Origin of the sequence: Nocardioides mesophilus (assembly GCF_014395785.1) — a bacterium.
Lineage (GTDB): Bacteria > Actinomycetota > Actinomycetes > Propionibacteriales > Nocardioidaceae > Nocardioides_B > Nocardioides_B mesophilus.
Window position 1 is genome coordinate 1699622 of the sequence record NZ_CP060713.1, and the last position, 26492, is coordinate 1726113.

The window sequence follows — 26492 nt, forward strand, 5'->3', positions numbered from 1 at the left end:
GCCGGTCAGCTGCCGGTCATGCCGCGCCACACCTGCGGCTGCGTGGCCTGCAGGTGCGCGCGGGCCCGGCGGCGGAACCGGAACACCAGCAGGCCGCCGCCGATCCAGCCGACGTACTGCACCGACATCGCGACGGTGTAGGCGTGCGAGGAGTAGTCGGTGGACTCCCCCGGCGTCAGCACGTCGAGCAGCACCCCGACCGCGAAGACCACCAGCAGCGAGGCCACGAAGCCGCCGACGTTGACGATGCCGGTGGCCGAGCCCAGCCGGGCGGAGGGGTTGAAGGTGCGGGCGACGTCGAAGCCGACCATCGACCCCGGGCCGCCGAGGCCGGTGGCCACCACCATCGGCACCAGCAGCCAGACCGGCGCGTCCCCCGGCCACAGCAGCACCGCGGCCCAGGTGAGCATGATCGCCAGCACGATGCCGAGCACCAGGGTGGAGCGGTGCCACGGGTTCCGGGCGATGTAGCCGCCGACCAGCGGGCCGCCGACCATCATCGTCACCACCAGCAGCGAGAGCAGCAGCCCGGCGGTGGTCCGGCCGGTGTGCTCGCCGTGCACGAAGAACGGGTAGCCCCAGAGCAGGCCGAGCACGTTGGCCCCGAACTGGGCGGTGAAGTGCGACCACAGCCCGAGCTGGGTGCCCGGGTCCCGCCAGGACGCCCGCAGGTCGCGCCCGACGGTCCGGACGTCCTTGGCCGCCCGCGACGACGGGGCCCCGGGCGGGACGTCGCGGACGATCAGCACCACCAGCAGGCCGAGCACCAGCCCGACCGCGGCGCTGACCGCGAAGGTGGTGGTCCACCCGAACTGGTGCAGCGAGCGGGCCAGCGGGATCGCCGCCACCAGCGCGCCGCACTGGCCGAGCAGCGCCGTCCACGCGGTGAGGATCGGGTTGCGCATCGGCGGGAACCACGAGGCGATGATCCGCAGCACGCTGATGAAGACCATCGCGTCGCCCATGCCGACGAAGACCCGCGCGACCAGCGCCCCGCCGTAGGTGCCGGTGAAGGCGAACCCCAGCTGGGCGGCGGTCATGAACAGCGCGCCGGCCAGCAGCAGCCGCTGCGGTCCGAAGCGGTCCAGCAGCACCCCGACCGGGATCTGCATCCCGGCGTAGACGAGCAGCTGCAGCACCGTGAACGTGGACAGCTGGGAGGCGGAGATGTGGAAGCGCTCGGTGGCCGAGATCCCGGCGACGCCGAGCGAGGAGCGGTGGAACACCGCGAGGAAGTAGACCGCGACGGCGGTCAGCCACACCACCCGGGCGCGGCGGCCCCCCGCGGGGACGGGACCGGTCAATGCGACTCCCGGGCCAGGGCGATCGACCAGCGCAGGTGCTCGTTGACCACCGAGCAGAAAGCCTCCGCGTCGTCACCGCGCAGCGCCTCGACGATCCGGGCGTGCTCGGCGATCGCGGCGTCCATGCGGTCGGTGCGGCCGCGGACCATCGTGGAGGTGAACAGGGTCTGCTGCTCGCGCAGGGTGCGGTAGACCGCGGAGAGCACCGAGTTGTCGGCCGCGTCCACGATCAGCTCGTGGAAGCGGCGGTCCGCGTCGGTGAAGCCGGCCGTGTCCTGCTCCCGGCGCCGCTGCCGCATCTCCTCGTGGACGCACTCGACCGCCGGCAGCAGCGCCTGCCGGGCGGCGAAGGAGCGGCCGGCGGTGTGGTTCTCCACCAGCACCCGGGCCTCCAGGATGTCCTCGACCTGGTGCAGCGAGAACTCGTTGACGACGGCGCCGCGGCCGGGGACCAGGGTGACCAGCCCCTCGCACTCGAGCCGGACCAGAGCGTCGCGGGCCGAGGTGCGGCCGACCCCCAGCTCGCGGCCGAGGCCGGTCACGGTGATCACCGCGCCACTCTCGTAGACCGCGCTCAGGATCGCCCACTTGGCGTAGTCGTAGGCCCGCCGAGGGGCGGGGACGGACGCGGGGGACTGGCTCATGCCGCGACCATTTTAGGCGGTTCGTCGCCCACCGGACGACGGGAGTCCACCCTCCCGGCGTCCGGTGCCGCCGGGGCCCCCTCGGCGGGGGTACGGCGGCCCGCTCAGTGCAGCAGCGCGGTGGCCGGGTCCTCGAGGATCGCGGCGACGTCGCTGAGGAACCGGGAGCCCTTCTCGCCGTCGATGAGCCGGTGGTCGAAGGAGAGCGCCAGCGTGGTCAGCGAGCGCACCTTGATCTTGCCCTTGTGCACCCACGGCTGCTCCCGCACCGCCCCGAAGCACAGGATCGCGGACTCGCCCGGGTTGATGATCGGGGTCCCGGCGTCCACGCCGAACACGCCGACGTTGGTGATCGTGAAGGTGCCGCCGGCCATCTCCGCCGGCTGGGTGCGGCCCTCGCGCGCCGTGCGCGCCAGCGCGTTGATCGCCCCGCCGAGCTCGACCATCGACAGCGCCTGCGCGTCCTTGACGTTGGGCACCACCAGGCCGCGCGGGGTGGCCGCGGCGATCCCGAGGTTGACGTAGGACTTGAAGACGACCTCCTGGGCGGCCTCGTCCCAGGTGGCGTTGAGCTCGGGGACCCGGCGCATCGCCAGCATGCAGGCCTTGGCCACCACCAGCAGCGGGGAGACCTTGACCTCGGCGAACGCCCGGTCGTGCTTGAGCCGCTCGACGAGCCGCATCGTCTTGGTGACGTCGACGGTGACCCACTCGGTCACGTGCGGCGCGGAGAAGGCGGAGTCGACCATCGCCTGGGCCATCATCTTGCGGACGCCCTTGATCGGCTCGCGGCGCTCCCGGGCCGCGCCGTCGAACGACGCCGTCGTCGTGGCTGCCGCCGGCGCGGTCTCTGTGGCCGCACCGGTGGCCCCGCCCGAGGCCGCGGCCTCGACGTCGGCGCGCGAGACGGTGCCGTGCGGGCCGGTGGCGGCCAGCGAGGCCAGGTCGATGCCGAGGTCCTTGGCGAGCTTGCGGACCGGGGGCTTGGCGAGCACCCGGGTGGCGGCCGGACCGGCAGCCGGCGCGGCCGCGGGGGTCGCGGGGACGGCGGGCTCGTCGGCCTCGACGACCTCGGAGGACTCCGCGCCGCCCTGGCCGAACGCCCCCTGCACCTGCAGCTGCGCAGCGGCGCCGGCCTCCGAGGACGGCGACGCGCCGCCGCGGCGCGGCCGGCGGTGCGCGGCGCCCTCACGCGGGCCGTAGCCGACCAGCGTCTGGTTCTCGCCGCCACCGGTGGCGGCCGGGTTCGACATGTCGATCTCGCCGAGCGGGGCGCCCGCGGCCGCCGGGGTCACGTCTGCCGGCGGCGTCGCACCCGCGGTCTCCGGGGCTTCGCTGCCGTCGCTGATCCGGATGATCGGGGTGCCGACCGCGACGGTCTCCCCCTCGGGGACCAGCAGCGCGGCGATGGTGCCGGCGTACGGCGAGGGCAGCTCGACCAGGGACTTGGCGGTCTCGATCTCCACGACGATGTCGTTGATCTTGATGACGTCGCCGACCTTCACCTTCCAGGTGACGATCTCGGCCTCGGTCAGGCCCTCACCGACGTCGGGCAGCTTGTACTCGTTCACGCGTCTCTCCTTGGAACGTGGTCCCGACGAGCGCGACCACCCGGGGGTTCAGTAGGCCAGCGAGCGGTCGACGGCGTCCAGGACGCGGTCGAGGTCGGGGAGCCACTCCTCCTCGATGCGGCTGGGAGGGTACGGCGTGTCGAAGCCGCCCACCCGCAGCACCGGGGCCTCGAGGGAGTAGAAGCACTCCTCGGTGATCCGCGCCGCGACCTCCGCACCCATGCCGAGGTTGACGTGCGCTTCGTGGGCGATGACCGCGCGGCCGGTCTTGCGGACCGACTCCAGGACCGGGCCCATGTCGAGCGGGGACAGCGTGCGCAGGTCGATCACCTCGACGCTCTGGCCGTCGCCGGCGGCGGCCTCGGCGCTCTGCAGGCAGGTCTTCACCATCGGGCCGTAGGCCAGCAGCGTCAGGTCGCTGCCCTGCCGCACCACACGGGAGCTGAACAGCGGGTCGGGCGTCGCGGTCTCGTCGAGCTCGGCCTTGTCGGCGTGGTACTGCCGCTTCGGCTCGAGGAAGATCACCGGGTCGTCGCAGGCGATGGCCTGCTGGATCATCCAGTAGCCGTCGACCGGGTTCGAGCAGGCCACGACCTTGAGGCCCGGGGTGTGCGCGAACTGCGCCTCGGGGCTCTCCGAGTGGTGCTCGACCGCGCCGATGCCGCCGCCGAACGGGATCCGGATCACCAGCGGCATCTTGACCTTGCCCTGCGACCGGAAGTGGATCTTCGCGACCTGGCTGACGATCTGGTCGTAGGCCGGGTAGACGAAGCCGTCGAACTGGATCTCGCAGACCGGCCGGTAGCCCCGCATGGCCAGCCCGACCGCCGTGCCGATGATCCCGGACTCCGCGAGCGGGGAGTCGATGACCCGGTCCTCGCCGAAGTCCTTCTGCAGGCCGTCGGTGATCCGGAAGACGCCGCCGAGCTTGCCGACGTCCTCGCCCATGACGAGGACCTTCGGGTCGGCCTCCATCGCCTTGCGCAGCCCGCCGTTGAGGCCCTTGGCCAGGGTGATCTTCGAGGTGGCCATCAGTGCGCTCCTGCCGTGGTGTCGAAGCTGTCGAGGTAGGCCGCGAAGCCGTCGCGCTCGGCGGCCAGCTCGGCGGTCTGCTCGGCGTAGACGTAGTCGAAGGTGTCCAGGATCCGCGGCTCGGGCAGCGCCTTGCAGCCGGCGCGCAGGTGCTCGCCGAGCTTCTCTGCCTCGTCTTCGATCTCGTCGAAGAAGTCCTGGTCCACCAGCCCGTTGCGGGTCAGGTAGACCTTCACCCGCTGGATCGGGTCCTTGAGCTTCCAGCTCTCCACGTCGGCCGAGAGCCGGTAGCGGGTGGGGTCGTCGGTGGTGGTGTGCGCACCCATCCGGTAGGTGTAGGCCTCCACGAGCGTGGGGCCCTGGCCGTCCCGGGCGCGCTGCAGGGCGGCCTGGGTGACGGCGTACGACGCGAGCACGTCGTTGCCGTCGACCCGGACGCCGGGGAAGCCGAAGCCGAGCGCCCGCTGGTAGAGCGGGATCCGGCTCTGCCGCTCGATCGGCTCGGAGATCGCCCACTGGTTGTTCTGGCAGAAGAACACCACCGGGGCGTTGTAGGACGCGGCGAAGATGAACGACTCGTTGACGTCGCCCTGGCTGCTCGCGCCGTCGCCGAAGTAGGCGACCACGGCCGCGTCGCGGTCCGCGTCGCCGGTGCCGACCACGCCGTCGCGCTGCAGGCCCATCGCGTAGCCGGTGGCGTGCAGCGTCTGCGCGCCGATCACGATCGTGTAGAGCCCGAAGTTGCCCTCGTTGGGGTCCCAGCCGCCCTGGTCGACGCCGCGGAACAGGCCGAGCAGCCGCAGCGGGTCGATGTCGCGGCACCAGGCGACCCCGTGCTCGCGGTAGGTCGGGAAGACGAAGTCCTGCGGGCGGAGCGCGCGGCCGGAGCCGACCTGGGCGGCCTCCTGGCCGAGCAGCTGGGCCCAGATGCCGAGCTCGCCGTGGCGCTGCAGCGCGGTGGCCTCGGTGTCGATGCGCCGGGTCAGCACCATGTCGCGGTAGAAGCCCTTGATCGCGTCGTCACCCAGGTCGAAGCTGAAGTCGGGGTGCTCGACCCGCTCGCCCTCGGGGGTCAGCAGCTGCACCAGCTCGGCCGAACCGAGCTCGTCGATGGCGGCCTGGGGGCCGCCGAAGTCACCGGCGGTGGAGGACCGGGGAACTGCGCTCTCGCTCACGTGCACTCCTTCGTGTCGTCGGCGTCACGGGGTCTCCGCTGCCGGCTCAGGGAGCGGACGGCCGCCGCCGTCTCCTCGACGCGGGGGTGGTGCGTCGTGGTCCGGTGCCGGTCGTCGCTGTGACCGGTGCCACACCGACCGGCCTGGCCATAAGGTACCGGTCCTCGCGCGATGCTGGCCAATCGCCCCGCGGCTCGCCGATCGGAGCCCCGGCGCCGGGCGCTGCTGGCCGGATGTCGACGGGTTCCTGTCCGGAATCGGCGCGACCGGGGCGGCCCGCCGCCGTACGCTCTGACCGGCCGCAGAGGAGGAGACCCGATGTCACAGCGCGTTCCCGGCACCGCCGGGGCCCCCGGCTTCGGCCTGGTGATGACCGCGCTGGTCGTCGTGTACGTCGTCTGGGGCTCGACCTACCTCGGGATCCGGATCGTGGTCGAGGAGGCGCCGCCGCTGACCTCGATGGGGCTGCGCTACGCCACCGCCGGTGTGCTGCTCGGCGCCGTCCTCACCGTCCGCGGCGGGCTGCGGCGGCTGCGGCTGACCCGGCGGCAGGCGCTCGGCGCCGCCGCGCTCGGGCTGTTCCTGCCCGTCCTCGGCAACGGCATGGTCTCGGTGGCGGAGAACCTCGGGGCGCCCTCGGGGGTCACCGCGCTGCTGATCGCGATCGCGCCGCTGATCATCGTCGTCTTCCGGGTGGCCGAGGGCGACCGGCCGGGGCCGCTGACCCTGGCCGGAGTGCTGCTCGGCTTCGCCGGCCTGGCCGTGCTGGTCCTCCTCGGGCGCGGCGGCGCCGGCGACTTCCCGCTCGGCGCGGCGCTGCTGGTGCTCTTCGCCTCCTCGTGCTGGGCGCTCGGCTCCTACCTGCAGCCGCGGCTGCCGCTGCCCGAGGATGTCTTCGTGACCACCGTCTACGAGATGCTCTTCGGCGGCGCCATGCTCACCGTGCTGGGCTTCGTCTCCGGCGAGCGGTTCACCGGCGACTACAGCGCCCGGACCTGGCTGGCACTGGCCTACCTGGTGGTGTTCGGCTCGGTCGTCGCGTTCACCGCCTACGTGTGGCTGCTCGACAGCGCGCCGATCTCGCTGGTCGCGACCTACGCCTACGTCAACCCCGTGGTCGCGGTCTTCCTGGGCTGGCTGGTGCTCTCCGAGGCGGTGACCGGGGCGGTGCTCGCCGGCGGCGCGATCGTGGTCCTCGCGGTGGCGCTGGTGATCACCGCGGAGCGGCCACGGCGTACCCCTGAGGTCGCCCTCGCCTCCTCCGGCGAGCCGCTGCCCGAGACCGCCGCGGACGGGGACCTCGAACCCACCGGATAGGTTCGCTCCATGAGCGAGCAGACCGTGGCGGCGACCACCACCATCCACGCGGACCCGGCGGTGGTCTTCGCGATCGTCGCGGACCCGCACCAGCACCCCCGCATCGACGGCTCCGGCTCGCTGCAGGGCACCATCGACGGCCCGGACCGGCTGGAGAAGGGGTCGGTCTTCCACGTCTCGATGAAGATGTTCGGGGTGCCCTACAAGATCACCAACAAGGTCGTCGAGCTCGAGCCGGAGCGGCGAATCGCCTGGCGGCACTTCGGCGGCCACCGCTGGCGCTACGAGCTCGAGCCGACCGCGGACGGCGGCACCCGGGTCACCGAGACGTTCGACTACTCGCGCTACAACCGGCTGTGGCGCGGCGTCATCGAGGCGACCGGCTTCCCGGCCCGCAACCGGCGCGGCATCGAGCAGACGCTGGTCCGGCTCAAGGACGCCGCCGAGGCCGACACCGCCGACCGGGCCTCCCGGCCGACCGACCCCACCCCCTGACCGCCGAGTCGGCGCAACTGCAGCCCTGAACCCCGCCGAGTCGGCGCAACTGCAGCGCCGGACCCCGCCGAGTCGGCGCAACTGCAGCGCTGAACCCCGCCGAGTCGGCGCAACTGCAGCGCCGAACCCCGCCGAGTCGGCGCATCTGCAGCGCTGAACCCCGCCGAGTCGGCGCATCTGCAGCGCCGGCCGGCTGCGGCGCGACCGGGCCCCCGGCCTCCACCGATACGGTGTCGTGCCATGAGCACTCCCGCCGAGCACACGGTCCGGACGAGGCCGGCCGATGCCCGTGACGCCGCCTTCGCGGCCCGGCTCGACGCGCTGTGGCCGGACGTGCTGCGCACCCTGCAGCCGTTGTACGGCGACCACGCCGACTTCCCCGGGCTGCTCGACCGGCTGCGCACCGTGCTGGCCACGGCCCACGCCGAGCGGTCCCCTCGACTGCGGGCCCTCGACGAACGCCGGCTGGTCACGCCGGACTGGTTCCAGCGCACCGACATGCTCGGCTACGTCTGCTACACCGACCGGTTCGCCGGCACCCTCAGCGACCTGCCGGGGCGGATCGAGTACCTGCGCGAGCTCGGCGCCAGCTACCTCCACCTGATGCCGCTGCTGACCCCCCGGCAGGGACCCAACGACGGTGGCTACGCGGTGGCCGACTACCGCTCGGTCGACCCGCGGGTGGGGACCGTGGACGACCTGCGCGCCGTGGCCGACGCGCTGCACGAGGACGGCATCAGCCTGGTCCTCGACCTCGTGTGCAACCACACCGCCCGCGAGCACGAGTGGGCCACCAAGGCGATCGCCGGCGACCCGGCGTACCTCGCCTATTACCGCAGCTATCCCGACCGCACCGAGCCCGACCGCTGGGAGCGGACGTTGCCCGAGGTCTTCCCCGACTTCGCGCCGGGCAACTTCACCTGGGTCCCCGAGCTCGACCGGTGGGTGTGGACCACGTTCAACGACTACCAGTGGGACCTCGACTACACGAACCCCGACGTGTTTGTGGAGATGCTGGAGGTGATCTGCTACCTCGCCAACCTGGGCGTCGACGTGGTCCGGCTCGACGCGGTCGCGTTCATGTGGAAGCGGATGGGCACCAACTGCCAGAACCAGCCGGAGGTGCACCTGATCCTCCAGGCGTGGCGGGCGCTGAGCCGGGTCGTGGCGCCGGCCACCATCCTGCTGGCGGAGGCGATCGTGTCGCCTGAGGACCTGGTCGGCTACCTCGGGCAGGGCGAGGGGGCCGGCAAGGAGTGCGAGCTGGCCTACCACAACGTGCTGATGGTGACGCTGTGGAGCGCGCTCGCCGAGCAGAACGCTGTGCTGCTGACCAGCACCGTGCAGGCGATGCCGCAGATCCCGCCGAGCAGCGCCTGGCTGACCTACGCACGGCTGCACGACGACATCGGCTGGGCGATCACCGACGAGAACGCCGGGGCCGTCGGCCTGGACGCGTTCGCGCACCGGTCGTTCCTGTCCGACTTCTACTCCGGCGGCTTCCCCGGCAGCTTCGCCCGTGGCGCCGTCTTCCAGGAGAACCCACGCACCGGAGACCGGCGGATCAGCGGCTCCCTCGCCTCGCTCGCCGGCCTCGAGGCGGCCCTGGAGGCCCGGGCGGGCGGCGACCCGCAGGGCGAGGAGCTGGTCGACGCCGCGGTCGCCCGGATCCTGCTGCTGCACCACCTGATCCTCACCTTCGGCGGGATCCCGCTGGTGAACATGGGCGACGAGATCGGGATGTGCAACGACTGGTCCTACGCCGACGACCCCGACCACGCCGAGGACAACCGGTGGCTGCACCGTCCGCGGATGGACTGGGACGACGCCGTACGTCGTCACGACCCGAGCACTGTGGAGGGCCGGATCTTCACGGAGCTGCGTCGGCTGGTCGCCCTGCGCGCCGCCACCCCGCAGCTGCACGCGCAGGCCCGGACCGAGGCGCTGTGGAGCGGCAACCCCCGGGTGTTCGCGCTGCTGCGCGACAGCGCCCGCGGGCAGGTCCTGGTCGTGGCGAACGTGTCACCGCACCCGACGACGTACGACCTGCCGGACGGCTGGGGGTCGGTCATCGACCTGGTCAGCGACGAGCGGGCCGAGGGCTCGGCAGGGCTCCGGCCGTACCAGGTGCGCTGGCTGCGCCGCCTCTGACCCTCACCGCTGCCGAGTCGGCGCATCTGCAGCGCTCACCCCTGCCGAGTCGGCGCATCTGCAGCCCGGGTGCGCCTCCGCTGACGCCGCCGATCCCGCCAGCAGCAGCCGAGGCACCTCTGCGGCGCCGTTGCTGCGGATTCGCTCCGGACCGGCAACAAACGCGCACCATGCGCCCTCGTTGCTGATTATTCGCTCTGAAGCAGCAACGAAGGTGCACGGTGCGCTCTCGTTGCGCGGCTGCAGACGCGCCGACTCGGCGGGGTCCAGCGCTGCAGACGCGCCGACTCGACGGGATCCAACGCTGCAGACGCGCCGACTCGGCGGGCCCCAACGCTGCAGACGCGCCGACTCGACAGGATCCAGCGCTGCAGACGCGCCGACTCGGCGGGGTCAGGCGAGGGAGTCGAGCCAGGCGTCGTGGAGCGCCGAGAACCGACCGGTGCCCGGGCGGCCTTCGGCGTCGGCGGTGTGACCCGCGGCGATCAGGTCGGCCGGGGAGCCGTCCTCGACGATCCGGCCGTGCTCGAGCACCAGCACCCGGTCGGCGATCTCCACCGTGGAGAGCCGGTGCGCGATGATCACCGCGGTCCGCTCGGCGAGGATCGTGCGCAGCGCGTGCTGCACCAACCGCTCGGAGGGGACGTCGAGCGAGGAGGTGGCCTCGTCGAGGATCAGCACATCGGGGTCGGCCAGGAACGCCCGGGCGAAGGCGACGAGCTGCCGCTGGCCCGCGGAGAGCCGGCCGCCCTTGTTGGCGACGTCGGTGTCGTAGCCCTCCGGGAGCCGGCTGATGAAGTCGTGCGCACCGATCGCCCGGGTCGCCTCGATCACCTGGTCCATGGTGGCCTCCGGCCGGCCGAAGCGGATGTTGTCCGCGACGGTCCCGCCGAACATGTAGTTCTCCTGCGTCACCATCACGACCGAGTGGCGCAGCGTCTCCTCGTCGAGGTCGCGCAGGTCCACCCCGTCGAGGGTGACCCGGCCGGCCATCGGGTCGTAGAACCGCGAGAGCAGCTTGGCGATCGTGGTCTTGCCGGCGCCGGTGGTGCCGACGAGCGCGACGGTCTGGCCGGCCGGCACGACGAGGTCGAGGCCGGGCAGCACCGGGGTGCCGGGCACGTAGGAGAACTCCACGCCCTCGAAGCGCGTCTCGCCGCGGACGTCGCGCAGCGGCACCGGGTCGGTCGGCTCGGGCACACCCGGCTTCTCCTCCAGCACCCCCGACAGCTTCTCCAGCGCGGCGCTGGCGGACTGGAAGGTGTTGTAGAACTGCGAGATCTCCTGCATCGGCTCGAAGAACTGCCGCAGGTAGAGCAGGAACGCGGCCAGCACGCCGACGGTGACCTCGCCGTGGAACGCCCGGTAGGCGCCGTAGAGCAGCACCACGGCGATCGTCACGTTGCCGATCAGCTTGATCCCGGGCATGAACCAGGCGACGAGCCGGAACGCCCGCAGGTTGGCGAGGCGGTACTGGTCGTTGACGTCGTCGAAGATCTCCTGGTTGCGCGGCTCGCGGCGGAACGCCTGCACTGCGCGGATGCCGAGCATCGACTCGACGAAGTGCACGATGACCAGCGCGACCTTCTCGCGGGTGGTGCGGTACGTCGTCGCCGACTCGCGCCGGAACCAGTTGGTGAGCAGCAGCAGGAACGGGAAGCACAGCAGCGCCACAAGGGCGAGCTTGACGTCGAGCACCAGCAGCAGCACCGCGGTGCCGGCCAGGGTGAGGACGGCGGTCACCAGACCGTCGAACCCGGTCTCGAGCATCTCGTAGATCGCGTCCATGTCCGAGGTCTGGCGCGAGATGACCCGGCCGGAGGTGTACTCGTCGTGGAAGGCGGGGCTGAGCTTCTGGAAGTGCCGGAACACCCGCCGGCGCACCTCGAACAGCATGTCCTGGCCGATCCGGCCCGAGCGCACCAGGAAGGTCCGCCGGCTGATCGCCTGCACGATCGTGGCGCCGAAGGCGATCGCCACGATGGTGTAGAGCACCGAGGTGTCGCCGCTCTCCTTGATCGGCGGGATGCCGCTGTCGATGCCGACCTTGACCAGGTAGGGGATCGAGAGCCGCGCGGCGTTCTCCACCAGCACGATGGCGACGAGGATCCACACCCACTTCTTGTGGGGGCGCAGCAGCTCGCCGAGCAGCCGGCGTGAGCGCGCCTTGAGCAGCCCGGAGACCTCCTCGGTCACCTCGTGGCCGTCGGCGGCGACGCCGCGCCAGTCCTTGTCCTGGGCCTTGACCGGTCCCTGGGCGGGGAGCTCCGGGCGGTCCTGCGTCTGGGTGCTCACGCGCCCACCTCCTCGAGCTCCTCGACGTCCGCTGCGAGCAGCTCGCGGTACGCCGGCACCGTGGCGAGCAGGTCGCTGTGCCGTCCGACATGGGTGATGCTGCCGTCCTGCAGCAGCGCGACCTTGTCCGCGAGCAGCACCGTGGAGGCCCGGTGGGCCACGACGATCGCCGTCGTGTGCGCCAGCACTCGCCGCAGCGCCTCCTCGACCAGCTTCTCGGTGTGCACGTCGAGGGCCGAGAGGGTGTCGTCGAGCACCAGGATCTTGGGCTGGGCGAGCACCGCCCGGGCGAGCGCGAGGCGCTGCCGCTGACCGCCGGACAGCGACATCCCCTGCTCGCCGATGCGGGTGTCCAGGCCCCAGGGCAGGTCGTGGACGAAGGCGGCCTGGGCGACCTCGACGGCCTCGAGGATCTCCTCCTCGGTGGCGTCCGGGCGGCCGAGGGCGAGGTTCTCCCGGGCGCTCATCGAGAACAGGGTCGGGTCCTCGAAGGCGGTCGCCACGATGGTGCGGAGGTTCTCCAGCTCCAGCTCGCGCACGTCGACCCCGTCGATGGTGACCCGGCCGGCGGTCACGTCGTACAGCCGCGGCACCAGGGCGGTCAGGGTGGTCTTGCCGGAGCCGGTGGCGCCGACGATCGCGACCGTCTCGCCGGGCTCCACGACCAGGTCGAGGTCGTGCAGCACCGGCCGGTCGGGCTCGTCGGGGAAGGCGAAGCCGACCCCTTCGAGGCGCAGCCGGCCCTCGGGCTCGGTGAGCACCCGGTCGCCGGAGACGATGGCCGGCTCGGTGTCGAAGATCTCCAGGATCCGGGCGGCCGCGGTCATGGCCTCCTGGGCCATCGCCAGGATGTAGCCGAGCGCGGCGATCGGCCAGACCAGCGAGAGCATCAGCGTGATGAACGCGACCAGCGTGCCGGGGGTGAGGTCGCCCCGCCCGACGCCGAGGGCGCCGAGCAGCAGCACCACCACGACCGCGACGTTGGGGATGATCTCCAGGAACGTCCAGAACTTCGCCGACAGCCGGACCTTGTCCATCGAGGTGTCGTAGAGCGTCGTGACGGCACGCTCGTAGGCCTCGGACACGTGCCGGCTGCGCCCGAAGGACTTGATCACCCGGATCCCGACGGCGCCCTCCTCGGAGAGGGTGGCGAGGTCGCCCTGCTCGTCCTGGACGCGTCGCGAGATCAGCACGTAGCGCCGCTCGAAGCGGTTGGAGAGGGTGATGATCGGCACCGCGGTCGCGACCACCACCAGGCCGAGCGGCCAGTACATGTTCAGCAGCACGATCGTGACCACCACGAGCTGGACCACGTTGATGACCAGGAACAGCATCCCGAACCCGAAGAACCGGCGGATGCTGCTGAGGTCGGTGGTGACCCGGGAGAGCAGCTGCCCGGACTGCCAGCGGCCGTGGAAGGCCATCGGCAGCTCCTGGAGCCGCGCGTAGAGGTCGTGGCGCATCCGGGTCTCGACCGAGAGCACGGTGGTGGACTGCACCCAGCGCCGCCAGAAGATCAGCACCGCCTCGAGCACGCCGAGCGCGAGCGCCAGCAGCCCCAGCGGCAGCACCGGGTCGATGTCCCCGTCGGTGATCGGGCCGTCGATCATGGCCTTGGTCACCAGCGGGATCGCGATGGAGAGCCCCACCCCGACCAGCGCGGTGCTGAGCATGATCGCCAGCGAGGGAAGGTGCGGGCGGAGGTAGCCGCGCAGCCGCCACAGCGAGTGCACTCCGGCGGGCGGCTGGCGGTCAGGATCCGGGCCGGTCGGCGGCACTGCTGGCGCTGGTGACGACATCTGCTGGTGGCAGTCCCCTCGTGACGTGCGGGCACACGGGATCGCCGGGGCCCAGCTCAAAGTTGTAAGGCACAGATTACGTGATGCGTCTGACACTCCCAAACCGATTTTTTTCGCCCCGAACTGGCCGGACTGCCTCCGGTCCGAACTGGCGGGACTGCCCCCCCGGGACTGCCGGGCCCGGCCGGCCCGGACTGCCCGGACCGCCGTACCCCGTCCGCCGGGACACCGGCACAGCGCAGGGCCCGCAGCGCCTGGGGGCAATCGCTGCGGGCCCCGCCGGGGACGCGACCGGGGACCGGGCGCGAACGCCCGGTCCCCGGCTCCTACTCCTGCTCCGAGCAGGTCAGGATCGTCCCCGCCTCGTGCTGGTCAGCAGCAGCATCCCTCCGGTGAGCAGCATCGCCGCTCCGCCCCAGGCCAGCAGGCCGGCCGGGCCGCCGGTGCCCGGGAGCACCGTCTCGACTCCGGCCACCACCACCGGCGGCCTCGGCCGGGGCCGGACCTCCTCCTCGGGCAGGATCTCGGGGCCGCAGACCTCGACCGTCGCGTCGTCGGCCTGCCCGGTCTGCACGATCTGGGCGGTGTTGGTGTAGCTCTGGCACTCGTTGGGCTCCGCCGCGAGGTCCAGGGCGTAGGTGAAGGTGACCGGGGTGCCGGCCTCGTTCCACTCGGCCTGGCCGAGGTCGACGGAGGTGCCGGGCACGGTCTGGTCGTCGACGACGTCGACCACCCGGTCGGTCTCCTGGTCCAGGCCGAAGGCCACCGGCGTCTGGATCTCGACCGATCCCGAGCCCCAGTCCACCGTGGTGGTGTCGGTGCCCGCGTAGGAGGGCTGGCCCGCGAAGGTGCAGGTGTAGGTGAGGACCCGCTCCCCGAGCGGCGGCAGCACCAGGTCCTGGCCCGCGTCGAGGGCACAGCTCACGCCCTCGCCCAGGTCGGTCAGCGTCGAGACGTCCAGGGTCAGCGACTTGTAGTCGTTCGGGTTGAGGACCATCAGCGAGCCGGTCATCTCCCAGCCGGAGTCGGTGGCCGCCCCCGGCGTCGCCGCCACGGTGTAGGTCACCTCCGCGGTGCCGTCGTCGCCCACGCCGAACGACGTGCCGTCGGCCACCTTGTCGATCCCCCAGGCGTACGCCCGGTCGTAGGAGGCGTTGACCACGTTGGCCAGCACCGCGTCACCCTGGATGCACAGCGTCACGGTGGAGCCGGCCGTGAGGTCGTCGGACCCCTCGAGCGGCATCGTGGCGGTGTTGGTGAACGGGGTGCACTCACCCACCGTGCCGGTGAGCGGCAGGTCGTAGGTGAAGACGCCCGGCGTGCCCTCGGCGTTCCAGGTGGCGCTGCCCAGCTCGACCGACTGGCCGGGGACGGTCTGGTCGTCGACCACGGTGACCGTCTTGTCGGTCTCGCCGTCGAGGGTGAACGTCACCGGGACCGGGTCGGAGGACGCGGTGCGCGCCGCCCCGTCCGGGCCGGACCAGGTCGCCCGGGCGACGTTGGTGCCGGTGTAGTCCGGTCGGCCGGTGATCGTGCAGGCGTACTCGAGCCGCACCGTGGAGTCCGGGGCGATCAGCACGTCGTCGCCGCCGACCACGGCGCAGGTGACGGCGTCGCCGAGGTCCGGCACGTCCACCACGTCGGCGGTGATCGAACCGCCCTCGTAGGTGTTCGGGTTGGTGACCTCGATGCTGCCGCCCAGCTCGTAGCCGTGGTCGTCGTAGACCCCGTCCGCCGGGACGACCGGGGTGGCCGTCACGGTGTAGCCGAAGGTGGCGGTGTCCCCGTCGGTGACCTCCACGTCGTCGAGCTGGCCGGCGACCTTGTCCAGCCGCCAGTGGTAGGTGCGGTCGAACGTGGCGGTGGCGTCCTTGGCCAGCACCAGGGCGGCCTCGGAGCAGACCCGCACGGTCTCGTCGGCGGTCTGGCCCGTCTGCACGATCTCGGCCAGGTTGGTCCACTCCACGCAGGTCCCGGCCACCCCGCCCAGCGACAGGTCGTAGCCCAGCACCTGCTCGCCGTCGAACCAGTCCAGGTGCTCCCCGATCGTCGCCGGGTCGGCGAGCGTGACCTGGTTGTCCTCCACGTCGACGTACCGCTGGATCTCGTCGTCGAGGACGAAGCCGACCTGCCGCACGAACTCGCGGCTCTCCGGCCCGTCGACGCCGATCCAGGCGGCGGTGGCGGTGTTGGTGCCGGTGTACGCCGGCTGCGAGGCGAAGCTGCAGGTGTAGGCCAGCTCGACCGCCTCGCCCGGCTCCACGACCACCGCGGTGCCGCCGGTGACGGTGCACCTGGCGCCGCCGCCGACGTCGGTCTGGTCGGTGACGTCAGCGGTGATCGCGCCGACCTCGGTGCTGTTGGAGTTGGTCACCGTGATGGTGCCGGACATCTCCCAGCCGCTGTCGTCGTAGCCGGTCGTGCCACCGGTCGTGTCCGGTCCCACCGTCACGTCGTAGTGGAACCCGGCCGCCCCGTCCGCGGGGATCTCCGCCTCGTGCTTGTCGGCGACCTTGTCGATCTGCCACAGGTAGGTCCGGTCGAAGGTGGCGGTGACGTCCTTCTCGACCGAGAGCGGCGCCTGCTTGCACAGCGTCACGGTCTCCTGGGCGTCCTGGTCGGTCTCTGCGATGACCGCGGTGTTGGTGTAGTCGGTGCACTCACCGGAGACCCCCTCCTGCGTGAGCGTGTAGGTGAAGGTCTTCGCGCCCTCCGACCAGTCGGCGGTGCCGAGCACCGCAGAGGTCGGCAGGTCGACCATGTCGTCGGTGACGGTGATGACCTTGTTCGTCTCGTCGTCGACCGTGAACGGGATCGCGGTCGGCACCGAGGCGGCCGAGCCTCCGTCCCAGGCGGCGATCGCGGTGTTGGTGGCACCGTCGTACGTCGGCTGCGAGTCGAAGGTGCAGCTGTAGGGACGGCTGACCTTGCCGGGGACGAGCTTGCCGCCCGAGAGCGTGGCCATCGGCACCACGACGTCGGTGCCGTCGGTCACCGTGCACTTCGCGCCGCCGCCGGTGGCCGGGACGTCGGTGAGGTCGACGGTGATCGTCTTGTAGTCGTTCGGGTTCTCCACGGTGATGGTGCCCGCCATCGTCCAGCCGCTGTCGACGTAGCCGGCGGGGGTGACGGTCACGCCGTAGTGGAAGTCCGCGGTGCCGTCGGTGACGGAGACCGAGGACTCACGGGCCTGCTTGTCGATGGTCCAGGCGTAGGTGCGGTCGTAGGTGCCGGCGCCGTCCTTGGTGACCTTGACCCCCTGGGGGGCGCACACGGTCACCGTCTCGTCGGCCCGCTGGTCGGTCTCCACGAGGGTGGCGACGTTCTTGTAGTCCACGCACTGCCCGGGCACGCCGTTGAGCGACAGCTGGTAGGTGAACGGGTGCTCGGTGCCCGCCGCCTTCCAGGTCACCGGTCCGAGCACGTTGACGGCACCCGGGACGGTCTTGTCGTCGACCAGGTTCACGGTCTTGTCGATCTCGCTGACCGCCCAGTCGGCGGCGGCCACCGGCGCCTTGCCGCTCGCGGACCCGGTCGGGGTCGAGGCCGTGGCCGGGTCCCAGCTGACGGTGGCGACGTTGGAGCCGCCGTACGCCGGCTGCTGGTCGAACTTGCAGGTGTAGGGAAACGCGACGTCCTGCGCACCGGCCGCGATCGTCAGGCCGCCGGAGGTGTCGACCGCGCAGGAGTCGCTGTCGCCGTTGTAGGCGTCGGTGATGCCGGTGAGGATGATCGCCTGCCAGTCGTTGGGGTTGCTGACGAAGATCTTGCCCTTCATCAGCCAGTCGGAGTCGCTGGCGGGCCGGTCGGTCACGGTGACGGTGTAGCTCGCCGTGGCCTTCCCGGTCGTCGGGTCGACCTCGAGCGTGGTGTCGTCCGCCGACTTCGCGAGGTCGAAGGCGTAGGTGCGGGTCAGGCTGGCGATCTTGTTCTTCGTGACCGCCAGGTCCTTGCCCACGCAGACCGTGGCGGTGGCCGAGTCGCTCTGCCCCGTCTGCGTGATCGCCGCGGTGTTGTCGTAGTCGGTGCAGGTGCCCGCGATGCCCGGGAAGGACTTGGTGTAGGTCCGGGTCTCCGGGTTCGCACCCTGGCCCCAGGTGTTGGTCCAGGCCGGGTCGAAGACGTGGTGGTCGTCGGTGACGGTCACGGTCTTGTCGGTCTCCTGGTCCACCACGAAGGCGTAGCCGGCGTCCGCGGTGGCCGAGCCCGGGGTGGCTGGCGGGCTGTCCACCTGGCCCTGGCCCTGCGGGTAGACCGAGCGGTCCCAGGTCACCGTCGCGGTGTTGGTGCCGTCCTGGGCCTGGTCGCCCGGGGAGCAGCGGTAGCCGAACGGGATCTCGGCGTCGCTCGCGCCCAGGGTCACCTGGAGCCCGTCCGCGGCCGACACGTCGTCGACCTCGGGGAAGGTGCAGACGGTGCCGTCGGCCAGCTCGTCGGAGAGGGTGACGGTCATCGGCAGCTTGTTCGGGTTGCCGACGGTGACGGTGCCGCTGACCCGATAGTTCGAGGTGCTCCTGGCGACCTCGCGGACCTTGACCGCGTAGTCGAAGGAGGCGCTGGTGCCCTGCGGCACGTTCTGGGTGGCGTCGGGCCCGGGGACCTCGTCCGCGTCGGCCACGGTCTTCTCGATGTCCCAGGTGTAGGTGGCGTCGTACAGCGCCGCGGCGTTCTTGAGGATCGTCGGGGCGTCGTACCGGTGCTTGTCCTCGAAGCTGAACGTGACCGAGCCGCCGGTGCTGACTGTCCTGGTCGTGCAGCGGTCGGTGTCGTCGCTGCTGTCGCAGCCCGGGGGCGGCAGGAGGTAGCCGGCCGGCGCGGCCACCTCGGTGACCGTGTAGGTGTCCGGGTCGACGTTCGCGACCGTGACGTAGCCAGGGCGCGGGTCGGTGTCGGTGAGGTCCGCGGCGCTGGTGTTGTTGTCCACGACGGTCTTGGCGCCGGTGGCGGTCGAGCCGGCGGTCGGGTCCGGAGTGATCGAGAACTTCGCCCCGGCCACGGTCACGGCCGCGCCCGTCGCTGCGTCCTTCTTGACGATGTTGATGGTGCCGCAGTCGGAGTCGATGTCGATCGGGCCGCGGATCACGTCCTTGAGCTGGCCGGTGTCGACGTTCTCGGCGCCCTCCTGGGTGCGCATGTCGAAGGTCTTGAAGCCGGCGACCGGGCACGAGGTGGCACCGAGGTCGGTGAGGTTGATCGACACCTCGAAGAACTGGTTGGTGGGGATCTTGCCCGCGGTGAGGTACGGCGAGCCGAAGTAGTCCTCGATCGGGGCGTCGTTGACGTCGAAGGAGATCAGCCCGGCGCACTTCTGGACGGCGCCCCACTGGCTGCCGGTCCACAGCTGTGCGCCCTGGCACTCCTCGAGGTCCTTGCCGTTCACGGCCAGGATCACCCGCAGGTCCTTGACGGTGCGGGTCGGCATGATCGAGGTGTGCACGGCCTGGTTGAGCTCGAGGTAGTAGCGCTGGGTGCCGCTGCCGTTGCCGCGGTCGAAGCCGACGGCGGCGATCAGGTCGCCGCTCGGGCCGCCCTGGCGGAAGCTGCTGACCAGCACGTTGCCGACGTCGGACTTGCCGGACGCGGTCGCCTTGTTGGCCGTCCAGGCCTTCTCCGGAGCCTCGCCGTCGTAGTCGCGCTCCTGGCCGTCGATGCCGGTGGAGTCGCCGTTGCCGACGCCGTCCCGGATCAGGCTGAAGCCGTCGTCCCCGACGTGGTAGCCCTCCCAGTCGGTGGTGAGCCCGTCCTGGTCGCCGTCGATGGCGATCGAGCCGGGCCCGACCGCCTCGGCCGAGACCGTCAGGAACGGCAGGGTCACGAGGCCGAGGCACAGCGCGACGAGGATGCGGACCACCCTGCCCCACGCGGACCGGTGGGCGGGACTGGCTGAGGTGTGGCTGACCACGGGGATCTCCCCTTCGAGATCGGACGATCACGTCGAGGGGTTCCGGAAAAGGACACGCCCGCTCCGCGGCGGGACGCGAGGCGTCCCGCCGCAGAGTCGGGTGCTCCCCACCCAGGCCCCCCAAGGTGGTGGAAACAGGAGCGCTGCCGGTGTCTCCTCTGGAAGGACCGGCGACCGCCGTGGACGCGCCGCCTCCCGAGCCGCAGTCCGTCGTGGTGTTCCTGTGACCCGTCACTGCCCCCAGGACCGGTCGAGTCCCAGCATGGCCGTCCGATGGCCCGGCTGAGAAGACCCTTTGTCCGATTAGGGATGGATTTAGCCCGTTTGGGCTCTCAAGAACGAGTCCGGGTAGTCCGTTATGACTAACGGAACGCGGCGGTCACCCCGAGGAGTACGTCGTTCCCGGCGGGCTCGCCGATGCTGACCCGCGCCCCCTCGCCCGCGAACGGTCGGACCATCACGCCGGCCTCCTCGGCGGCGGCCGCGAACGCGCCGGTGCGCTCGCCCAGCGCGAGCCACACGAAGTTGCCCTGCGCGTCGGGGACGTCCCAGCCCTGCTCCCTCAGTGCGCTCACCACGCGGTCACGCTCGGCGACGATCGCGTCGACCCTCTCGAGCAGCTCGTCCTCGCGGGCCAGCGAGGCGACGGCGGCGGCCTGCGCGATCGAGGAGACCCCGAAGGGCAGCGCGCAGGCGCGGACGGCCGCGGCGATCGGCTCCGGCGCGACGACGTACCCGACCCGGAAGCCGGCCAGCCCGTAGGCCTTGGCGAAGGTGCGCATCGCGACCACGTTGGGCCGGTCCCGGTAGACCTCCACGCCGTCGAACACGTCCTCGCTGCGGACGAACTCGCGGTAGGCCTCGTCGAGCACCACCACGACCCGGGTCGGCACCCGGTCGAGGAACGCCTCGAGCTCGGTGCGGGTGACCGCCGGGCCGGTGGGGTTGTTCGGGCTGCAGACGATGACCACCCGGGTGCGCTCGGTGATCGCGGCGGCCATCGCGTCCAGGTCGTGCCGGGCCCCCGCGGTCAGCGGCACCCGCACCGAGGTGGCGCCGGTGACCGCGACCGCGATCGGGTAGGCCTCGAAGGAGCGCCACGCGTAGACGACCTCGTCGCCGGTCTCGCAGAACGCCTGGAGCAGGTGGTAGAGCACCGCCACCGAGCCGGTGCCCGCGGCGAGGTGGCCGGCCGGCACGCCGAGCCGCTCCGCGAGCGCGGCGTAGAGCGCCGAGCAGCCCATGTCGGGGTAGCGGTTCATCGTGGCGGCCGCCTCGGCCGCCGCCTCCAGCACCCCGGGCAGCGGCGGGTAGGGGTTCTCGTTGGAGGAGAGCTTGTACGTCGTCACGCCCGGCCGGGTCTCCGGCGGGCGGCCCGGGACGTAGGCCGGCAGTGCCTGGACGGCGGAGCGCACCTGCGGGGTCTCGGCGGTCGTCATGGGTGGCACCCTAGCGGCCACCGGCCCGGGACCGCCGCCGGACGGTCAGGGGTCAGCACCCGCCGCACCCCTTACGCTCCTCGGGTGTCCCGCCGTGCTCCCGACCCCTCCTCCGTCACGACGGGGCTGGTCCTGGTCAGCACCGGCGCCCTGCTGTTCATCGTCAACGCGGGGGTCTCTCGGGTGGCGCTGCGCGCCGGCGTCGACCCGGTCACGCTGACCACGGTGCGGGTCACGGGCACCGCGGTCCTGCTGCTCGTCGTGGCCGCGCTGCTGCGGCCGGACGCGCTGCGGCCGCCCACCGGCCGGCTCGGCCTGCTGATCGTGGCGCACGGGCTGATCGGGGTGGCCGCGCTGCAGTGGACCTACTTCGTGGCGATCGACCGGCTGCCGGTCGGGATGGCGCTGCTGCTGGAGTACCAGGCGCCGATCCTGGTGGCCGTCTGGGCCCGGGTGGTGCAGAAGGAGCACGTCCGGAGCCGGATGTGGGTCGGGCTGGCGCTGGCCATGGTCGGGCTGGCCGCCGCGACCGGGATCGGGCAGGGGCTCGCCTTCGACCTGGTGGGGGTCGCGGCCGGACTGGGCGCGGCGGTCTGCTTCGCGGCGTACTTCCTGATCGGGGAGCACGGCGTGGACCGGCTGGACCCGGTCCGGGTGATCCTCTGGTCGTTCCTGGTCGCCACCGTGGCGATGAACCTGGTCTCGCCGATCACCGCGTTCCCGTCGGGCCTGCTCACCGACAAGGTGTCGATGCTCGGCCGGCTCGCGGAGCACCAGGCTCCGGTGTGGGCGCTGCTGGTCTGGGTGGTGGTGCTGGGCACTCTGGTGCCCTTCGGGGTCGAGCTGACCGCGCTGCGGCACCTCCCGGCGACCACGGTGACGATGGTGGCGATGCTGGAGCCGGTCGGGGTCGCGGCGCTCGGCTGGGTGTGGTTCTACGAGACCCTCGACGCGATCGCGGTCGCCGGCGGGGTCGCGGTCGTGGTCGGGATCCTGCTCGCCCAGTCCGCCCGGCGCTCCCCGGCGCTGATCGAGCCGCCGCACCTGGCCTGAGCCCGACGGTTGCCCCTGCGCAGGCACCGCGACGGGTTTTCCTCCCCACCGCCCGCACTGGCATCATCGGCGCGAGAGACGTGCAAGCCGCAACAGACCCGCGAGGAGGTGTCCGGTGAGGTTCCTGCTGTGGGTGGTCGTGAACGCGCTGGCCCTCGCCGCGGCGGCCTGGCTGCTCGACGGCATCCGGATCACCGGAGCCGACACCGAGGACCGGCTGCTCACCCTGGTGCTGGTCGCGCTGGTCTTCGGCGTGGTCAACGCCGTCGTCGCCCCGGTCGTCAAGCTGCTGTCGCTGCCCTTCATCATCCTCACGCTGGGGCTGCTGCTCGTGGTGATCAACGCGCTGATGCTGCTGCTCACCGAGTGGATCGCCCGCCAGCTCGACCTGGGGTTCCACGTCCGGGACTTCTGGACCGCGGTGCTCGGCGCGATCGTCATCACCGTGGCCACCTGGGTCCTCGAGATCGCGCTGCCGGACGGGACGTGAGCGCGGTGCCGGCTCCCGACCCCTCCCCCGTGCCTCCGGTGCCTCCGGTGCCGTCCGTGCCGTCGGTGCCCGTGCCGCCGGTGCCGCGGCTGCCCGCGCCGCGGGACGACCGCGCGCCGTACCGCGTCGCGCTGGTCTGCCTGGGCAACATCTGCCGCTCGCCGATGGCCGACGTGGTCCTCGCCGAGCGCGCCGCCGCGGCCGGCCTCGACGTCGAGGTGGTGAGCTCGGGCACCGGCGGCTGGCACGTCGGCGACCCGATGGACCGGCGGGCCGCCGCGCTGCTCACCGCGCACGGCTACGACGCGAGTCGGCACGAGGCACGCCGGTTCGACGGCGGCTGGTTCGACGAGTGCGACCTGGTGCTGGCGATGGACCGGCAGAACCTCGCCGACGTCCTCGACGCCGCCGGGCCAGACCGGCGCACGGTGCTCGACGGGGAGCGGGTGCGGCTCTTCCGCGACTTCGACCCGCGCGCCGAGGGCGCGGACCGGGAGGTGCCGGACCCCTACTACGGCGGCGACGACGGGTTCGTCGCGGTGCTGGCGATGATCGAGCGCACCGCGGACCGGATCGTCGGCCTGCTCGCCGAGCTGCTCGGCCGGCCGGAGGCGCGCTGAGGTGGCCCGGATGAACGCGCTCTCCCACCGGGTCGAGACCCTGCTCGGCACCGCGGTGGTCGCGACCGCGCCGGTGGCCGGCGGCGACATCTGCACCGCGACCCGGGTCCGGCTCTCCGACGGCCGGACCGCGCTGGTCAAGACCCGGCCCGGCGCTCCGGCCGGCTTCTTCCCCACCGAGGCCGAGGGGCTGCGCTGGCTGGCCCAGACGGGCGGCGTCCCGGTGCCCGAGGTGCTCGCCGCCGAGCCGGACTGCCTGATCCTCACCTGGGTGGAGACGGGTCGGCCGAGCCCGGAGGCGGCCGAGGCCTTCGGACGGGGCCTGGCCCGCACCCACGCCGCCGGCGCCCCGTGCTTCGGCACGGCGTCGGGCAACGACGGCTGGATCGGGCTGCTGCCGCTGCCGAACCGGTCCGCGCCCGGCTGGCCCGAGTTCTACGCCACCCGTCGGGTGCTGCCCTACCTGAAGCTGGCCCGCGACCGCGGCCGCATCGACCCCGCCGACGCCCGGTCCGTCGAGACCGTGGTGCGCCGGATCAACGACCTGGCCGGGCCCGCCGAGCCGCCCGCGCGCCTGCACGGCGACCTGTGGTCGGGCAACCTGCTCTGGGGCGTCGACGGCGCGGTGCACCTCGTCGACCCCGCCGCGCACGGCGGCCACCGGGAGACCGACCTGGCGATGCTGGCACTGTTCGGCTGCCCGCAGCTGCCGCGGGTGCTCGAGACCTACCACGAGAGCACCCCGCTGGCCTACGGCTGGGAGGACCGGGTGCCGCTGCACCACCTGTACCCGCTGCTGGTGCACGCCTGCCTCTTCGGCGGCGGCTACGGCGCCCGGGCCGGCGACGCCGCCCGCAGCCTGCTCTGACCCGCCGCGGACCCCTCCACTCCCAGGGCCGGTTCAACGGCCGGCCCGGGCCCGACTCAGGCCTGGTTCAGGAATGGATGGCACAGTGGGCGGGTGAGCAGCGAAAGTCCTTCCCACGTCCTCGTCGTCGACGACGACCGGGCGGTGCGCGAGTCGCTGCGCCGCTCGCTGGAGTTCAACGGGTACGTCGTGAGCCTGGCCGCCGACGGCGCCGACGCCCTGGCCGCGATCGCGGTCCGCCAGCCCGACGCGCTGGTGGTCGACGTGATGATGCCGCGCCTGGACGGCCTCGAGACGACCCGCGCGCTGCGCGCCGCCGGCAACGACCTGCCGATCCTGGTGCTGACCGCCCGCGACTCCGTCGGGGACCGGGTCGAGGGGCTGGACGCGGGCGCCGACGACTACCTGACCAAGCCGTTCGCCCTCGAGGAGCTTCTCGCCCGGCTGCGGGCGCTGCTGCGGCGCACCCACCCCGCCCCCGACGGCAACCCCGACGAGGTCCTCGCCTTCTCCGACCTCTCCCTCGACATCGGCACCCGCGAGGTCCGCCGGGGCGACCGTCAGATCGAGCTGACCCGCACCGAGTTCGCCCTGCTCGAGATGTTCCTGCGCCGGCCCCGCCGGGTCCTGGAGCGCTCGTTCATCCTCGAGGAGGTGTGGGGCTACGACTTCCCGACCACGGCGAACTCCCTGGAGGTCTACGTCGGCTACCTGCGGCGCAAGACCGAGGCCGAGGGTGAGCCGCGGCTGATCCACACCGTCCGCGGCGTGGGGTACGTCCTCAAGGAGGCCTGATGGTCGACCCGCGGACGTGGCGCTACCGGCGCTCGCTGGCCAGCCGGGTCACCCTGCTGGCCACCATCGCCGTGGGCCTGTCGGTGGCGCTGGTCGCGGCAGCGGCGTACTTCACCGTCCGGCACCAGCTCCAGGACACCCTGGACCGGTCGCTGCGGACCCGTGCCAGCGCGGCCGCCCAGTCCAGCGCGCTGAGCCAGCTGACCCAGAACAAGGTGCCGTCCTGGATGGTCGGCGCCGCCGACGTGAAGGTCGGCTTCATCACCTCCGACGGCCAGATCGTCACCACCCGGGTGCCCGGGGAGTCCTCCATCACCCTGGGCGCCCCGAGCTGGCGGTGGCTCGCGGGTCGCGCAGCTACTCCTGCCGGACCATCGAGACCAGCGACGGCGCCTACCGGGTGGCCGCGGTCCCCAGCAACGAGCCCGGGACGGCGCTGGTGCTCGCGCAGTCGCTGCGCAGCAACCAGTACACCCTGGAGAAGCTCGGCTTCGTGCTCTTCGTCTTCGGCGCGCTCGGCGTCATCGGCGCCGCGCTCGCCGGATGGGCGGTGGCCCGTAACGGGCTGAGACCGGTGCGCCGGCTCACCGACGCCGCGGAGGAGATCGCGCGGACCGAGGAGCTCGAGCCGATCGAGGTCGAGGGCAACGACGAGATCGCCCGGCTGGCCACCGCCTTCAACGCGATGCTGGCGGCGCTGTCGGCCAGCCGGGACCGACAACGTCGGCTCGTCGCCGACGCCGGCCACGAGCTGCGCACCCCGCTGACCTCGCTGCGGACCAACCTCGACCTGCTCATGCAGGCCGACGCCCGGGGAGGGCTGTCCCCGGATTCGCGCACCGAGCTGATGAGCGACATCAGGTTCCAGATGGAGGAGCTGACCACGCTGATCGGCGACCTCACCGAGCTCGCGCGCGACGACCGGGCACCGACCGCCATCGAGCAGGTGGAGCTCGCCGAGGTCGTCGACCGGGCGGTCGAGCGGGTACGCCGGCGCGCGCAGGGCCTGCACTTCGACGTCCGGACGGCCCCGTGGTGGCTGGTCGGCGAGCCGGCCGCCCTCGAGCGGGCGATCACGAACCTGCTCGACAACGCCGCGAAGTGGAGCCCGCCGCTGGGCACCGTCACGGTCCGGCTGGCCACCGGCACCCTGCTCATCGAGGACGAGGGGCACGGGATCAGCGACGAGGACCTGCCGCACGTGTTCGACCGGTTCTACCGCTCCGCCGAGGCGCGCACGCTGCCCGGCTCCGGGCTCGGCCTCTCGATCGTGCACCAGGTCGTCGAGCGGCACGGGGGCACGGTCTCGGCCGGTCGCGCCGCCTCCGGAGGAGCGGCCTTCCGGCTCACGCTCCCCGGCGGCGCCGTACGGCGGCCCCCCGACAACCACGGCCCCGCCGCCGAGGTCGCGGGTCCGGGTCGCCCCGGCGGCCCAGACGGACTGGGCGGCCCGGGCGGTCCGGACGGCTCCGACGACAGCGCGAAGATCATGCGGTAGTCAAAGCGGACTCTCAGTGCTGTTTCAGGGTCGGCGGCCATGCT

At 72.3% G+C, this 26492-nt stretch carries 19 protein-coding genes; 9 read left to right on the forward strand and 10 right to left on the reverse strand.

Going from position 1 to position 26492, the window contains the following annotated elements:
• Positions 1-5 precede the first annotated feature (5 nt).
• The 5 genes from H9L09_RS08040 to pdhA all read right to left on the reverse strand — a co-directional run bounded on the left by H9L09_RS08040 (position 6) and on the right by pdhA (position 5663).
• The gene (locus H9L09_RS08040) at positions 6-1304 is read right to left on the reverse strand and encodes an MFS transporter (RefSeq protein ID WP_246456353.1); all 1299 of its coding nucleotides are present in this window, start codon (positions 1302-1304) and stop codon (positions 6-8) included.
• Positions 1301-1948 carry a GntR family transcriptional regulator gene (locus H9L09_RS08045; protein ID WP_187580118.1) on the reverse strand — a complete coding sequence of 216 codons (648 nt, stop codon included), beginning with the start codon at positions 1946-1948 and terminating at the stop codon, positions 1301-1303. Before H9L09_RS08045 ends, H9L09_RS08040 begins: the two co-directional genes overlap by 4 nt.
• A gap of 104 nt (positions 1949-2052) precedes the next feature.
• Entirely contained in the window at positions 2053-3519 is a 1467-nt protein-coding gene (locus H9L09_RS08050; RefSeq protein WP_187580119.1) for a dihydrolipoamide acetyltransferase family protein, read from the reverse strand.
• Positions 3520-3567: 48 nt separating this feature from the next.
• The gene (locus tag H9L09_RS08055; RefSeq protein WP_187580120.1) at positions 3568-4551 is read right to left on the reverse strand and encodes an alpha-ketoacid dehydrogenase subunit beta; all 984 of its coding nucleotides are present in this window, start codon (positions 4549-4551) and stop codon (positions 3568-3570) included.
• Positions 4551-5663: a pyruvate dehydrogenase (acetyl-transferring) E1 component subunit alpha gene (gene pdhA / locus H9L09_RS08060; RefSeq protein WP_246456473.1), complete on the reverse strand. Its 1113-nt coding sequence runs from the start codon at positions 5661-5663 to the stop codon at positions 4551-4553. Before pdhA ends, H9L09_RS08055 begins: the two co-directional genes overlap by 1 nt.
• A gap of 381 nt (positions 5664-6044) precedes the next feature.
• Between pdhA and H9L09_RS08065 the strand changes: the two genes are divergently transcribed.
• The 3 genes from H9L09_RS08065 (at position 6045) to H9L09_RS08075 (ending at position 9689) form a co-directional block, all read left to right on the forward strand.
• A complete protein-coding gene (locus H9L09_RS08065; RefSeq protein ID WP_187580122.1) occupies positions 6045-7043 on the forward strand; it encodes an EamA family transporter in 999 nt (332 codons plus the stop codon).
• A gap of 9 nt (positions 7044-7052) precedes the next feature.
• Positions 7053-7538: an SRPBCC family protein gene (locus H9L09_RS08070; protein ID WP_187580123.1), complete on the forward strand. Its 486-nt coding sequence runs from the start codon at positions 7053-7055 to the stop codon at positions 7536-7538.
• A 240-nt stretch (positions 7539-7778) separates the two neighbouring features.
• Positions 7779-9689 carry an amylosucrase gene (locus tag H9L09_RS08075; protein WP_187580124.1) on the forward strand — a complete coding sequence of 637 codons (1911 nt, stop codon included), beginning with the start codon at positions 7779-7781 and terminating at the stop codon, positions 9687-9689.
• Positions 9690-10082: 393 nt separating this feature from the next.
• Here H9L09_RS08075 and H9L09_RS08080 read toward each other — a convergent pair whose 3' ends face one another.
• From H9L09_RS08080 to hisC, 4 genes are all read right to left on the reverse strand, one after another.
• The gene (locus H9L09_RS08080; RefSeq protein ID WP_187580125.1) at positions 10083-11984 is read right to left on the reverse strand and encodes an ABC transporter ATP-binding protein; all 1902 of its coding nucleotides are present in this window, start codon (positions 11982-11984) and stop codon (positions 10083-10085) included.
• Positions 11981-13783: an ABC transporter ATP-binding protein gene (locus H9L09_RS08085; RefSeq protein ID WP_187580126.1), complete on the reverse strand. Its 1803-nt coding sequence runs from the start codon at positions 13781-13783 to the stop codon at positions 11981-11983. The genes H9L09_RS08080 and H9L09_RS08085 overlap by 4 nt, the downstream gene beginning before the upstream one ends.
• A gap of 346 nt (positions 13784-14129) precedes the next feature.
• Positions 14130-19685 (reverse strand): prealbumin-like fold domain-containing protein, encoded by a 5556-nt coding sequence (locus H9L09_RS08090; RefSeq protein ID WP_187580127.1) that lies wholly within the window; start codon positions 19683-19685, stop codon positions 14130-14132.
• 362 nt (positions 19686-20047) lie between these two features.
• The gene (gene hisC / locus H9L09_RS08095; protein WP_187580128.1) at positions 20048-21124 is read right to left on the reverse strand and encodes a histidinol-phosphate transaminase; all 1077 of its coding nucleotides are present in this window, start codon (positions 21122-21124) and stop codon (positions 20048-20050) included.
• An 84-nt stretch (positions 21125-21208) separates the two neighbouring features.
• Here hisC and H9L09_RS08100 point away from each other — a divergent pair, with 84 nt between their 5' ends.
• The 5 genes from H9L09_RS08100 to H9L09_RS08120 all read left to right on the forward strand — a co-directional run bounded on the left by H9L09_RS08100 (position 21209) and on the right by H9L09_RS08120 (position 24950).
• On the forward strand, positions 21209-22177 hold the full coding sequence (locus H9L09_RS08100) for an EamA family transporter (protein WP_187580129.1): 969 nt from the start codon (positions 21209-21211) through the stop codon (positions 22175-22177).
• 115 nt (positions 22178-22292) lie between these two features.
• Positions 22293-22667, forward strand: coding sequence for a phage holin family protein (locus tag H9L09_RS08105; protein WP_187580130.1), 375 nt, complete (start codon positions 22293-22295; stop codon positions 22665-22667).
• A gap of 56 nt (positions 22668-22723) precedes the next feature.
• Positions 22724-23287 carry a low molecular weight protein-tyrosine-phosphatase gene (locus H9L09_RS08110; protein WP_246456354.1) on the forward strand — a complete coding sequence of 188 codons (564 nt, stop codon included), beginning with the start codon at positions 22724-22726 and terminating at the stop codon, positions 23285-23287.
• A gap of 10 nt (positions 23288-23297) precedes the next feature.
• The gene (locus H9L09_RS08115; protein WP_187580131.1) at positions 23298-24155 is read left to right on the forward strand and encodes a fructosamine kinase family protein; all 858 of its coding nucleotides are present in this window, start codon (positions 23298-23300) and stop codon (positions 24153-24155) included.
• A 93-nt stretch (positions 24156-24248) separates the two neighbouring features.
• Positions 24249-24950 (forward strand): response regulator transcription factor, encoded by a 702-nt coding sequence (locus tag H9L09_RS08120; RefSeq protein WP_187580132.1) that lies wholly within the window; start codon positions 24249-24251, stop codon positions 24948-24950.
• Between the two features lie 22 nt (positions 24951-24972).
• Here H9L09_RS08120 and H9L09_RS21975 read toward each other — a convergent pair whose 3' ends face one another.
• Complete coding sequence (locus H9L09_RS21975; protein ID WP_246456355.1) at positions 24973-25266, reverse strand: hypothetical protein; 294 nt, start codon at positions 25264-25266, stop codon at positions 24973-24975.
• A gap of 21 nt (positions 25267-25287) precedes the next feature.
• Between H9L09_RS21975 and H9L09_RS08125 the strand changes: the two genes are divergently transcribed.
• Complete coding sequence (locus tag H9L09_RS08125; protein ID WP_246456356.1) at positions 25288-26448, forward strand: sensor histidine kinase; 1161 nt, start codon at positions 25288-25290, stop codon at positions 26446-26448.
• The last annotated feature ends 44 nt before the right edge of the window (positions 26449-26492 follow it).

Bases quoted from the DNA above. Each gene is read 5' to 3' on its own strand.
- H9L09_RS08070 (WP_187580123.1), top strand. From the start codon at position 7,053: ATGAGCGAGCAGACCGTGGCGGCGACCACCACCATCCACGCGGACCCG.
- H9L09_RS08045 (WP_187580118.1), bottom strand. From the start codon at position 1,948: ATGAGCCAGTCCCCCGCGTCCGTCCCCGCCCCTCGGCGGGCCTACGAC.
- H9L09_RS08075 (WP_187580124.1), top strand. From the start codon at position 7,779: ATGAGCACTCCCGCCGAGCACACGGTCCGGACGAGGCCGGCCGATGCC.
- H9L09_RS08055 (WP_187580120.1), bottom strand. From the start codon at position 4,551: ATGGCCACCTCGAAGATCACCCTGGCCAAGGGCCTCAACGGCGGGCTG.
- hisC (WP_187580128.1), bottom strand. From the start codon at position 21,124: ATGACGACCGCCGAGACCCCGCAGGTGCGCTCCGCCGTCCAGGCACTG.
- H9L09_RS08065 (WP_187580122.1), top strand. From the start codon at position 6,045: ATGTCACAGCGCGTTCCCGGCACCGCCGGGGCCCCCGGCTTCGGCCTG.
- H9L09_RS08115 (WP_187580131.1), top strand. From the start codon at position 23,298: ATGAACGCGCTCTCCCACCGGGTCGAGACCCTGCTCGGCACCGCGGTG.
- H9L09_RS08085 (WP_187580126.1), bottom strand. From the start codon at position 13,783: ATGTCGTCACCAGCGCCAGCAGTGCCGCCGACCGGCCCGGATCCTGAC.